This is a genomic window from Alloalcanivorax balearicus MACL04 (assembly GCF_025532145.1).
GTDB lineage: Bacteria > Pseudomonadota > Gammaproteobacteria > Pseudomonadales > Alcanivoracaceae > Alloalcanivorax > Alloalcanivorax balearicus.
Genome location: NZ_ARXS01000010.1, coordinates 84,191 through 96,450 on the forward strand (window position 1 = coordinate 84,191; position 12,260 = coordinate 96,450).

Sequence of the window (12,260 nt, forward strand, 5' to 3'; positions counted from 1 at the left end):
ACCGCCGGGCAGCATCGGGCCTTTCCCGCAATTGCGCGCTGCCGCGCCAGCCCCCATAATGATAACCATTATTATTATCATGAATGAGCACGGGGAAGACGATCCGCGATGGCGAGTGGCGGCCAGTGGCACCAGCAAATCGACCGGCTTTATGGCGACCACCAGCGCTGGCTGGTGAGCTGGTTCCGTCGCAAGCTCGGCTGCCATCAGCGTGCCGATGACCTCACCCATGACACTTTCATGCGCCTGCTGGTGCGTCGGGAAGCCATTACCGTGCGCGAACCGCGGGCCTTTCTCACCACCCTGGCCAGCCGGGTGCTGTCCAACCACTGGCGCCGCGAGCAAGTGGAAGCCGCTTACCTGAAGAGTCTGGCGGCGCTGCCCGAGGAGCAGGCGCCCTCTCCGGAGGAACACGCTCTGCTGCTGGAAGCCTTGCACCAGGTGGACCGGATGCTGGGCGATCTGCCGTTGCCGGTGAAGCGCGCTTTTCTTTACGCCCAGTTGGACGGCCTCACCCATCAGGCCATCGCCGACGAGCTGAACCTGTCGATCAGCACGGTGAAGCGCTACCTGATTCGCGCCTCCGCCCAATGCTACTTCGCTCTGGAAAGCGCATGAGTGAGTCCTGGTCCGCCGCCACCGAGGAAGGTCTGCCCACCCCGCCGGACGTTCCCAAGGAGATTGCACGGCAGGCGGTGGAATGGCTGGTGGAGTGGCAATCCGGCGACATGGCCCCCGACCGCCAGGAGGCGTTTCGCCATTGGCACGATGCCGATCCGGATCACCGCCGCGCCTGGCGGCACATCGAGCAGGTCAATCAGCGCCTGCGCGATCTCGGCGGCCCGCACCGGGCTCCGCTGGCCCGGGCCACCCTGCTCACGCCTCCTCTCTCTTCCCGGTCGCGCACGCGCCGGCGTGTGGTGCAATCGCTGGTCGCCGCCTTGTTTCTCGGTGGCGGCGCCTGGAGCACCCGTGATGCCTGGCCGGTGTGGCGGGCGGACTTGCGCACCGCGGTGGGCGAGCGTGCCACCCACCGGCTCGAGGACGGCACCGAACTGACACTGAATACCGACAGCGCCGTGGATGTGCTGTTCGACGATCACGAACGGCGGCTGCGCCTGATTGCCGGCGAAATCATGGTCACCACCGGCCAGGACCGCCGCCCGCTGGTGGTCGAAACCGGGCAGGGAGAACTGCGCCCTTTGGGCACCCGCTTCACGGTGCGGGTCCTGGAGGATGCCATTCGTCTCAGCGTGCTCGAAGGCGTGGTGGCGATCCATCCGCGCGGCCAGGGGCACGAGGCTGCCAGAGTGCCGGCCGACCAACAGCGGCGCTTCAACGCCTTTGGCGTGACGCCAGCGGCTCCGCTGGACGACAACGCCGCGGCCTGGACCCATGGCATGCTGGTGGCCAGCAACCAGCGTCTGGCGGATTTCCTGGCGGAACTGAGCCGTTATCGCAATGGCTCTCTGAGTTGCGACCCGGCGGTGGCGGACCTGCGCCTGTCCGGCACCTATCCGCTGGCCGACAGCGACCGCGTACTGACCGCCCTGCCCGGCATCCTGCCGGTGGAAGTGCGCTTCCTGACCCGCTATTGGGTACGGATTTTGCCAAAATCGTCTTCCGGGTGAGCTGTTTTGCACGACTCGCGGGACATAGGAGGTAAACCCACTTATCTCCCTTGATCCGGAGTCCCTGATGCCTGTTTCGTTGACCTCCCTTGCTTGCCGGCCCTTTCCCTCCCTGGGACGGTCCCTGCTGGTTATCCTCAGCCTGGGCCTGCCGCTGCTGCCCGTTGCCGCGCAGGCCCAGAACGCCGCTGCCAATGCGGAAGCACGGCAGCGCTACAACATCCCCGCCGGGCCCCTGGAAGCGGCCCTGAACCGCTTTGGTCAACAGGCGCGGATCCTGCTGTCGTTCTCTCCCGAGCTGGTAAAGGATCTGCGCAGCCCCGGACTCAATGGCAGCTATACAGTGGCGGATGGTCTCCAGCACTTGCTGGCGGGCACGGCGTTGCAAGCACGCACCAACGGCCAGGGCGGCTATCGAATCCAACCGGCGGCGTCACGTCTGGCGCCGATCGACGTCAGCGCCGATGTCCCGGTCTCCAGCGCCGCCATGCCGGTGCCGGTGTACGCCGGCGGTCAGGTGGCCAGCGGCGGCCGCGTCGGTGTGCTGGGTGACATGGATATGATGGAAGCGCCGTTCAATATCACCGCCTACACCGCCGAACTGGTGGACGATCAGCAGGCGCGCAGCGTCGCCGATATCCTGGTGAACAACAGCGCCGCGGTACGTCTCACCGGCGCCCGTGGCGACCTCAACGACAGCTACACTATTCGTGGTTTTCCGGTGAACAACCATGATGTGGCACTCAATGGCGTCTATGGCCTGCTGCCCTATTGGCGGGTACCGATTGAGTTCGCCGAGCGGGTGGAACTGATCCGCGGCCCCAACGCCCTGCTCAACGGCATGGCCCCCAGCGGCAGCGTCGGCGGCGCCATCAATGTGGTGCCCAAACGGGCGGCGGCGCAGCCGCTGACACGGCTCAGTGTGGACTACACCTCCGACAGTCAGGTCGGCACTCATGTGGATGTGGGGCGACGGTTCGGTGACGAAAAGCGTTTCGGCGTGCGCTTCAACGGCGTCTATCGTCAGGGCGGCACCGCTCTGGAAGACCAGAGCCGGGAATTCCCGTTGATGACTCTGGCGCTGGATTATCAAGGCGAGCGCTTGCGTCTGTCCTCCGATCTACTGTTCCAGAAAGAAAAGCTGGACGGTGTGATCCGGCCGATCCAGGTGGCTGAAGGCGTGTCGATGCCGGACGCCCCGGACTCCGACCGTCTGTTCGGCATGAAGAACTCCTATTCCGATGCCCAGACCCTGTCCATCGCCAACAACGCCGAATACGACTTCAACGATCATGTCACCGGCTTTCTTACCTTCGGTGGTCGCAAGAACGAATGGGATACCGTCGCCGCCAACGTGTTCATTACCGACGGTGACAGCGGCGAGGCAACGTTCGGCAGCGCGCGCCAACGCGCCGAGCGACGCACCCTGGTGGCACAGACCGGGCTGCGCGGACGCTTCGCCACCGGTGCCGTGAATCATCAGTGGTCACTGAGTGTGGATCGTCTTAAACATCGTGAAGGGCTGGTCTATCTCTTCGCTACTGAGCAGGAAGCAGGCAATCTCTACGATCCCGCCAGGGATCTGGACGTGGACTACTCCGCCTTGGATGGTCACATCCCCACCACTCTGGAGCAAACCTACAGCGGCCTGACCATCACCGACCGGCTGTTGATGCTGGAGGATCGCCTGCAGTTCACCCTGGGAGCCCGCCGCCAGTGGATCAAGAGCGACGAGCTTGACCAGAATACCGGTACACAAATGCCCTCATACAATGAAGCGCTGTGGAGTCCTCTGGTGAGCTTGGCAGTGATGCCTGCTGATGGCTTCACTTTTTATGCCAACGCCATTCAAGGCCTCAGTCCCGGTCAGCGCCCGATCCTCCCCACTGGCAAACAGGGTCCGGGATTGCCGCCCTACAAAACCAAGCAGTATGAAATAGGTGTGAAGTACGACACCGGCCGCTTTGGCACGACTCTCGCCGCCTATCAGATCACCAAACCCAGCGCCTACGTGAACAGTGACCAGGTTTTCAAAGCCGATGGTGAGCAGCGTAACCGGGGCGTTGAAGTGAGTCTTTTCGGTGAGCCCGTGAAGGGCCTGCGCGTACTTTCCGGCCTGAGTTATATCCAGCCTCGCCTGACCGATACAGAGGGCGGCGACAATGACGACAACGATGCCCCCGGCGTTTCCCGCAAGCAAGCCAACCTGGGGTTCGACTGGGACCTGTCCGGCCAAATCAGTCTCGGCGCCCGCTGGATTTACACCGGCGAAGCTTATCTGGACGCCGCCAACACCCGCACCATTCCCGATTGGCACCGGGTGGACCTGGGTGCCCGTTATCGGCTCAATCTGTCCGGCACGCCGGTGGTGCTGCGCGCCAATCTGGAAAACGCGCTCGGCGAGGATTACTGGCAGGGGGCGAGCGGCTATGAAGGGGTGAACATCGGCGTGCCGCGCACCTTCACCCTGTCCGTGACCATGGATCTGTAAGGCCACCGGCGGAGATAAGAACCATGACATCCCGAGCTTTTCGCATCTGGTCCTTCGTGCACAAGTGGACCAGCCTGGTCGCCACCGTGTTCATGCTGATGCTGTGCCTGACCGGTCTGCCGCTGATCTTTCATCATGAGATCGAACATCTGACGCTGCCGGAACTGGAAACCCTGCCCGAGGATCACACCACGGTAGCGGTACAGAGCATCATCGACCAGGCGGACCACAACCGCCCGGATGAACAAGTCCTCTATGCGTTCTTCGATGACGAGGATCCTCTGGTCATCGTAGCCACCGGCGCCTCGCCGATGAGCGCCCCGGAAACCTTTCACTACCAGACCTTCGATCTGCGTAATGGCCGGCAACTGCAGGTGGCCCAGCCCACGGAAGGCTTCATGTATGTAATGAGGCGTCTGCACGTGGACTTGTTCGCCGCGCTGCCGGGCATGCTGTTTCTGGGCTTGATGGGACTGCTGGTGATGGTGGCCATCGTCAGCGGCGTGGTGCTGTACGCGCCGTTCATGCGCAAACAGCCCTTCGCCACGGTACGTACCCAGCGCAGCCGGCGCCTGCGCTGGCTGGATTTGCACAACCTGCTGGGCATCGTCACCGTGGTCTGGCTCACGGTGGTCACCCTGACCGGGATGATCAATACCCTGGCGGTGCCCATCGAGCGCCTGTGGCAGGCCAGCGAGCTGGCGGCGATGAGCGCCTCTCATCGGGACCGGCCAGTGCCGGAACACTACGCCGCCGCGGACCGGGTTACCGGGGAAGTGCGGGCCGCTTTTCCGGATAGTCACCTGCTTACCCTGGCCTTTCCCGGCACGCCGTTCGCCAGCCCGCATCACTACGGCGTCTATCTGGTGGGCAATACCCCGGTGACCAGCCGCGTACTGACTCCGGTGCTGGCGGACGCCGCCAGCGGCGAGATCACCGCCACCCGCGCCATGCCCTGGTACGCCCAGACCCTGTTTCTGTCACAGCCGCTGCACTTCGGTGACTACGGCGGCCTGCCGTTGAAACTGCTGTGGACGGTGCTCGATCTGATCACCATCGTGGTGCTCGTTAGCGGATTGTACTTGTGGCTCGGCAAAAGACGCGGCAGCAAACGAGCCACGGAAGAAGAACCGGATTACCTGCTGGAGGACACCGCATGAACATGCAGCAACGAGCCGTGGCAAAACCCACCGGGCTGTGGGGCATTTTCCGCATCCCGTTCTGGATCGGCGTGATCAGCGCGGTGGGGCTGGTGTCCGCCCTGCTTGCCGACGGCGTGTGGGATGCCTTGTCCTGGCTGTGCCTGGCGGTGCCGGTCATCATCGCCCTGCGTCCGCGGCGCGTCTGATCCGTCGCGGTCCTTCCCTGTATGAAGCACCGTTGTGGGCCAGCTGGCCTATGCGCAACACTGGCACGCCGACTCGCGGCTAAAGCCGCTGTGGGAGCCAGCCTTGTAGCGACCTCTAATTTCATGTTCCCGAGGTCCGGCGCTTGCGAAAAGAACCGCGATTTTTTTTTGCAAGGCAGGCGAATCACCAACCGATGGCCTTGGGCAGCCAGGTAGCCACCTCGGGTACGAAAAACAGGATCATCACCGCCAGCATTTGCAGCAACACGAATGGCAAGGCGCCGAGATAGATGTGACGGGTGGTGATCCCCGGCGGCGCCACACCCTTGAGGAAGAACAGCGCCCAGCCAAACGGTGGTGTCAGGAACGACATTTGCAAATTCATCGCCACCAGCGTCGCCAGCCACACCATGTCGGTGCCGTAGCCATGGAATACCGGCAGAAACATGGGCAACGCGATATAGGAAATCTCGATCCACTCGAGAAAGAAGCCGAGCACGAACAACAGCAACATCAGAAACAACACGGCGCCAATTTCGCCCCCGGGCAGCAGCGCGAACAGCTCATGCACCAGGTTATCGCCTCCGAGCCCACGGAAGGCCAGCGCGAAGGGCTGAGCGCACAACAGGATGAAGAACACCATGGCGGTGATGGTCAAGGTGCCGTGCAGCGTTTCGCGTAGCAACGTGGCGTTCATACGGCGGGCAGCGAGCGCGATCAAGGCGCTGCCGAGCGCCCCCATGGAGGCCGCTTCGGTGGGCGCGGCGATACCGGCGATGATCGACCCCAGCACCGCCATCATCAGCAGCAACGGCGGCAAAACGGTGCGCAGCAGGTCACCGCCCAGCCCACCCGATGTCGCCCGTTCCCCGGCGGGAATCGCCGGCACCCAGGATGGCCGCCACCGGCCCAGTATCAGCAGAAACACAACGTACACCAGCGCCAGCACCAGGCCGGGCAGGAAAGCCGCGGCGAACAGCGTGCCCACCGATTCACCGACGATTTCGGCAAGCAGAATCAGCACCAGACTGGGAGGAATGATTTGCCCCAGCGTGCCCGACGCGCAGATTGTGCCGGAGGCGATGGACGGGGCGTAACCGCGACGCATCAGCGTCGGCAGGGTCAGCATCGCCACGGTCACCACGGTGGCGCCGACAATACCGGTGGACGCCCCCATCAGCACGCCGACAATGACGATGGCGATGCCCATGCCGCCGTTCACCGGCCCCATCAGGCGGCCGATGGTTTCCAGCATATCCTCCGCCACCCGCGATTTTTCCAGCATCACGCCCATGAACACGAACAGTGGGATCGCCAGCATGGTGTAGTTGGTGACCACGCCGTAGAGGCGCGCGGGCAACAGTGAAAACAGCATGGGACCGAAGCCGATGAAGCCGACGGTGAATCCCGATACCGCCAGTGAAATGGCCACCGGCACGCCGATCATCATCAGCGTCAGAAAGCCGCCGATCAGTGCCAGTATCAACCACTCATTACCGCTCATGGGCGGGGCTCCCGGCTATCCTCGGGTGCTGCGCGGGAAAACAACCGCGCCCCGGCACGCAGCACGTCGATCAATCCCTGCAACGCCAGTAACGCGAATCCCAATGGAATGAATACTTTGAGCAAATAGCGGTAAGGCAGGCCGCCGGGATCCGGCGATCCCTCACCGGTGTGATAGGACTGCATCACATAGGGTATCGCCAGCGAGGCGATGAGCATGCCGACGGCCAGAGTCAGCAGACTGGCGAGCAAATCGATCCCTTCTCGCGTGCGTGGCCCGAAGCGTTCATAAAGAAAATCCACCCGCACATCCGCGCGGTGATAGACCGCGTAGGCCATGCCGAGCAACGCGATCGGCGAGACCAGATGCCATTCGGCTTCCTGCATGCCCACCGGACTCCAGGACAACACATAACGCAGCAGCACATTGGTGGCGACCAGAACCACCAGCATCAGCACGGCGGCACGGGCCACCCAGCCTGCGGCCCGCACCACGGGCTCAAGGCGGTTCACTACAAAACGGTTCAACAACCCATCCATCAGCAAGGCTCTCACAGCATCATGAAGGCTTTTTCGCTCACCGCTGCCCAGGACTCGTGTTTGCCACGGAAATCCATGAAGGCGTCGTGCACCTTGCGCGTGGTTTTATCGGCTTTGGCCAGACTTTCGAGGGTTTCGGCGGTGACCTCCTTCAACTTCGCCACCACGTCCGCCGGCAACGGCCGGGCATCGACGCCTTCGTTAGTGACCAGATCGGTAAGGGCATCGGCGTTGACCGCTTCACACCAGGCGTGGCTCTCCACATTGCACGCTTGCGCGGCGGTCCGTACCACCGCTCGCAAATCCTCGGGCAGGCTGTCCCAGGCTTTTTTGTTGATGATTAGTTCGGTGACGTTGGTCGGCTCGTGCCAACCGGTGGTGTAATAGTATTTGGCCGCCTTGTGCAGCCCCAGACGCCGGTCCTGGTAGGGACCAACAAACTCGGCGGCGTCGATCACGCCCCGCTCCAGCGCCGGAAATATTTCCCCGCCGGGCAACAGGCGCACGGTCACGCCAAGCTCGGCGTAGACCCGGCCCGCCAACCCCGGGATACGCATCTTGAGCCCATCCAGATCACCGACATTTTCAATCGGCTTGCGGAACCAGCCCGTCATTTGAGTACCGGTGTTGCCCATGGGCATGGCCACCAGCCCGTGCTCGGCGTAGATCTGGTTCCATAATTCCAGGCCGCCACCGTGGTAAATCCAGGCGTTCATGCCCTGTGTGTTCATACCAAAAGGGACCGTGGTGAAGTACTGTGCGGCGGGAATTCTGCCGGCCCAGAAATAGGCATTGGCCGCGTTCATCTCCACCAGCCCCTTGGACACCGCGTCAAACCCTTCCATGGCGGGAATCAATTCGCCAGCGGCGAAATGCTGGATCTTCAGACGCCCGCCGGAAAGGATTTCCACTTTCTTGCAAAAGTCAGTGGGGCTGCCCGGCCCCTGCACATAGAACGGCGCGCCCGGCGGGTAGGCGTTGGTCATCTTCCAGTTGAAGGTGGTTTGCGACTCCGCCCGAACGATGGCGGGGGCGCCCAGTATCGCACCGGACGCGGCGGCCCCGGCGGTGGCGAGGAACTTGCGGCGATTCAGGGTCATGGTGGTCTGCTCCTGTTTCCGTGATCAGCGCCCGAAGGCATTTGTAATGCCGACCTCAGCAAGGCTCATGCCAAACCATAGCTAACCGTAACGCTATGATTTTTATCTTTTTTCTTTTACGGCGAGCCATTCTCCATGAGCACCGGCATCGCCCAGCGCGGAGCCGGACAACCGCACAAACGAATGACAAATGGCGTATCACCACGGGCCGGGAAGCCATTTGTCATCTGGCGGCAAACATTGGTGTCCGATCGTCAGTCCGGGGGCCGCCATCGCTGACAGATGTATGGCGCGCACCGCTTGCGTACCGCCGCACCCGCACAGTGCGAAGCCGACGCTACAGACGCGGGCCGCCACGCCGGTGCTTGACGCGGGACATCAGCATTTTGCAGTCGACGGAGAGGACCTCCGGACGGTTGAAGATGCGGCGGCGGGCAAAGGCGTCAAAGCTTTCGAAGCTGTCGGTGAGGGTGTGAATATGCAGGCTCTGCAAATCACTCATGATGTAAAGGCTGACTACTTCCTGGCAGTCCGCCAGTTCCTGGGACACCGTTTCCAACTGCGTCGGCGCCACTTTCAGATCGATGAAGAGGGAAATCACCTTGCCCAGCTTCTCCGGATTGACCACGGCGGAGAATTGCTCAATGACGCCGCTGGTCACCAGCCCCTGTACCCGGGTGCGGGCGTGGGCACGGGAAATGCCGAGCTGGCGGGCGATATCGGCGTAGGAGGCGCGCGCGTCCTTGATCAGTATATTCAGCAGAGCACTGTCGAGTTTGTTCATGACCGGTCCACATCACCATGTGCCACCGGTCATGCAGGGTTCATGCCCTTCGCGGAGTCAGGCCACCGCCCGCGCCGCCGGAGAGCGCGCCAGGTACGCCAGCGCCTGCCCGGTGTCCCCTTCAAAGAACGGGTGGAAGCCGGGGTGAATCCAGCGCAGGGTCGCCGCCACCAGAAAGCTGAAGGTGGGCACATTGCCGGTGCGGCGCCCGGTGCGCTGCAACCGCCATAACAGTCGCGGAATCCACTGCCGGCCGATCCGGCGCACGCGCGGATCCGGATCCTGGCGCGCCAAGCTGCGCGCGCCTTCGGAGATGAAGTAAATGAACAATGGAAACACCAGCGCCATCAACGCCTGTCGGCTGACATAGAACCCCAGTTGGGTGCGGCACAGATGATCGAACAGATCGAAGGCCACGGTGCGGTGCTCGACCTCCTCCGCCAGATGCCATTTGAACAGGTCCGCCATGGCGGCGTCGCCCTGCTCTTCCCAGGACGTATTGTCCATCGCCCATTGGCCGAGTACCCCCGTGAAGTGTTCGATCGCGGCGATGAGGCCCACCCGCAGCACCAGCCAGGGCTTTTCCAGATGACGCTGCCGAAACATCGGTACCGCCAACGGCGTATCACCCAGGAAAGTGCCAAATAGCCAATCCACCCGCGCCACATAGTCCTCCACGCTCAAGCCGTGGCGGCGCAGGTACTCCTGGGCGCCGGAGTGGGCACGAGAGTGAATCGCTTCCTGGCGAATGAAGCCCTCCACCTCGGCCCGCAAAGCGTCATCGCTGATCAGCGGCAGGGCCTGGTTATAGACGCGACAGAACCACAGTTCCCCGGCAGGCAGCAGCAAATGGATGCCGTTGATCATGTAGGAGGAAAACGGGTCTTCCGGCAACCAGTGCAGTGGCGTCCCGGAGAAATCGAAGCGGACACGGCGGGCCTTCAAGGAATGGCCCGCCGCGCGATGCAGCTGTTGTGCTTTTTGTTTGGCGGTGGACATGTCGGATTCCATCTGGACGTTGTCTAGATAGAATCTAATTTACATCGATCAATGTCACTGTCAACAATGTCGAGCCACCGAAATGCCGCCGGTGCCGGTCTCGGTCGTCCTTACGAGGCCAGAAAACCCTGGATCTCCGCCGCCACCGGTTCGGGCGTATCCATATGCAAATGATGACGTCCGGGCAGGATGACCCGACGGGCGTCCCGGAGCCAGTCGAAGCGGTGCTCGAATTTCACCTCGCCGGCGAGGCCATTCTCCCCCAGGATCAGCAAGGTGGGTGCTTCAATGGCACGGACAAAGCCTTCCACCTGTTCCTCGGTGAAGCGAACCGAGGAGGCAATCCGCAAACGCATGTCGGTACGCCAGGTCCAGCCGCCTTCCACCGCCACCAGCCCCCGCTCGCACAGCAGCCGCGCGGATTCGGTTTCGAGGCCGCCAAGCGCGGGCCGGCGCACCGCCACCGCGTCGTCCTGGTGGGCATAGACCGGCTTGCGCTTCTCCGGCAGGGAGTGCATCTGATCGATGGCCGTGCGCAGCGTACTGACCACTTCATTGGCGGGCGTGGCCGGCGGGCCCAGTCCTTCAATCAGAACCAGTTTGCTGACCCGCTCGGGGAAAGTCGCGGCGAACAGGCAGGCCACCCCTGCCCCCATGGAATGCCCCATCAGCACGAAGCGGTCCCACCCCAATTGGTCGGCCACGGCGAGCACGTCGCGCACATGGTCCACGTAATGGGTGGCCAGCTCCGCCGGGCGGTGCTCGGAATGGCCATGGCCGGCGAAGTCCAGCGCCACCATGGGCCGGTGCAAATGCGCGGACAGCGGCAGATAGGAAGCGGCATTGTCGAGCCAGCCATGCAGCGCGAGAATCGGTTCACCCTCGCCATCCCAATACAGCGCCGCCAGGGTTTGTCCGTAGGCGGAAAAGCGGCGTTCTTCAGGCACTCTTTTGGTCGGCGGGGAGGGCATGCTCGGCTCCGGTCAGTTCCACGATCAGTTCCCGCACCATTTCAGCGGTACGCTCCGGGTATTGCAACGGGTACATGTGGCCTCCTGGCGAGAACAGCCGGCGCAGACGGTGACGGCGCGCGTGCCGTCCGCCGCTGTGATGAAACGGCGGCGGCGAGTCCTGGCCGGTGACCAGGGCGCCGGGTACCTTGAGGCGGGGCATGCGCGTGAGACCGGTGGGGACTTCGCGGAAGATGGCCACTTCGATTGCCGGGCGGAAGCGCAGCCGCCAGCCGTCCCCGTGACGCTCCAGACCGGCCCGCAGATAATCCCGCAGGCAGCGCGGATCGAACGCCTTGAAGAAGCCACGGGAGCCGAAATAGCTTTCCACGTCGTCCCAGTTGTCCCAATGATCGAGCCGGGTTTTGCTGAGGCCGGCGGGGGTGAACCGGTCCTGCAGGCCCAGCGCCTTGATGCCGCGCATGATAACGCCGCGGAATCCGTTGGCCATGGGCGGATCCAGCATGATCAGCGCCTTGAACCAGTCCGGGTGGCGCTGGGCCACGTGAAACATCAGCACCGAGCCCATGGAATGGCCCAGGCCGATCAGCGGCTTGGGCAGATCCCGCATCCACTCTTCCAGCTCCAGGCTCAGGCTTTTCCAGTCGGCGTCCACCGGGAAGCGCGCATCGTGCGCCAGACACTCGATAATCCGCACATCATAGTGCTCCGCCAGCGGCGCCAGGAAGGTGTCGTAACTGTGGCCGGGCACACCGTTGGCATGGGCGAACGCGAGCGTGGTTTTGCGCCCGGCTTCACCGGTGTTATCGGTATCCGTCATGCATGAACCTCAGAACCAGCGTGGAAAGTCGGACATCATAGCCACACCGGCGGGGAAACACATGGACCGATTA

12 protein-coding genes are annotated in these 12,260 nt (G+C 63.0%); 5 read left to right on the forward strand and 7 right to left on the reverse strand.

What is annotated here, in order from left to right; translation table 11 throughout:
• Positions 1-108: 108 nt before the first annotated feature.
• The 5 genes from MA04_RS10425 (at position 109) to MA04_RS10445 (ending at position 5,470) form a co-directional block, all read left to right on the forward strand.
• A complete protein-coding gene (locus MA04_RS10425; RefSeq protein ID WP_063141564.1) occupies positions 109-618 on the forward strand; it encodes a sigma-70 family RNA polymerase sigma factor in 510 nt (169 codons plus the stop codon).
• The gene (locus tag MA04_RS10430; RefSeq protein WP_262460364.1) at positions 615-1,631 is read left to right on the forward strand and encodes a FecR domain-containing protein; all 1,017 of its coding nucleotides are present in this window, start codon (positions 615-617) and stop codon (positions 1,629-1,631) included. The genes MA04_RS10425 and MA04_RS10430 overlap by 4 nt, the downstream gene beginning before the upstream one ends.
• Positions 1,632-1,698: 67 nt before the next feature.
• Positions 1,699-4,122, forward strand: a complete 2,424-nt coding sequence (locus tag MA04_RS10435; RefSeq protein ID WP_262460365.1) for a TonB-dependent receptor — start codon at positions 1,699-1,701, stop codon at positions 4,120-4,122.
• Positions 4,123-4,145: 23 nt separating this feature from the next.
• Positions 4,146-5,282, forward strand: a complete 1,137-nt coding sequence (locus MA04_RS10440) for a PepSY-associated TM helix domain-containing protein (protein ID WP_163124351.1) — start codon at positions 4,146-4,148, stop codon at positions 5,280-5,282.
• A complete protein-coding gene (locus MA04_RS10445; protein WP_163124348.1) occupies positions 5,279-5,470 on the forward strand; it encodes a hypothetical protein in 192 nt (63 codons plus the stop codon). Before MA04_RS10440 ends, MA04_RS10445 begins: the two co-directional genes overlap by 4 nt.
• A 184-nt stretch (positions 5,471-5,654) precedes the next feature.
• On the opposite strand, the gene MA04_RS10450 is transcribed toward MA04_RS10445, so the two are convergent.
• The 7 genes from MA04_RS10450 to MA04_RS10480 all read right to left on the reverse strand — a co-directional run bounded on the left by MA04_RS10450 (position 5,655) and on the right by MA04_RS10480 (position 12,187).
• The gene (locus MA04_RS10450) at positions 5,655-6,974 is read right to left on the reverse strand and encodes a TRAP transporter large permease (RefSeq protein WP_163124345.1); all 1,320 of its coding nucleotides are present in this window, start codon (positions 6,972-6,974) and stop codon (positions 5,655-5,657) included.
• Positions 6,971-7,513 carry a TRAP transporter small permease subunit gene (locus MA04_RS10455; RefSeq protein WP_240342698.1) on the reverse strand — a complete coding sequence of 181 codons (543 nt, stop codon included), beginning with the start codon at positions 7,511-7,513 and terminating at the stop codon, positions 6,971-6,973. The genes MA04_RS10450 and MA04_RS10455 overlap by 4 nt, the downstream gene beginning before the upstream one ends.
• 11 nt (positions 7,514-7,524) lie before the next feature.
• Positions 7,525-8,613, reverse strand: a complete 1,089-nt coding sequence (locus MA04_RS10460; protein WP_014994996.1) for a TRAP transporter substrate-binding protein — start codon at positions 8,611-8,613, stop codon at positions 7,525-7,527.
• Between the two features lie 337 nt (positions 8,614-8,950).
• On the reverse strand, positions 8,951-9,397 hold the full coding sequence (locus MA04_RS10465) for an Lrp/AsnC family transcriptional regulator (RefSeq protein ID WP_097058700.1): 447 nt from the start codon (positions 9,395-9,397) through the stop codon (positions 8,951-8,953).
• Positions 9,398-9,454: 57 nt separating this feature from the next.
• Positions 9,455-10,396 carry a metal-dependent hydrolase gene (locus MA04_RS10470; protein WP_163124339.1) on the reverse strand — a complete coding sequence of 314 codons (942 nt, stop codon included), beginning with the start codon at positions 10,394-10,396 and terminating at the stop codon, positions 9,455-9,457.
• 110 nt (positions 10,397-10,506) lie between these two features.
• Positions 10,507-11,367 (reverse strand): alpha/beta fold hydrolase, encoded by an 861-nt coding sequence (locus tag MA04_RS10475; protein ID WP_262460366.1) that lies wholly within the window; start codon positions 11,365-11,367, stop codon positions 10,507-10,509.
• Positions 11,336-12,187, reverse strand: a complete 852-nt coding sequence (locus MA04_RS10480; RefSeq protein ID WP_262460367.1) for an alpha/beta fold hydrolase — start codon at positions 12,185-12,187, stop codon at positions 11,336-11,338. The genes MA04_RS10475 and MA04_RS10480 overlap by 32 nt, the downstream gene beginning before the upstream one ends.
• Positions 12,188-12,260: the final 73 nt, after the last annotated feature.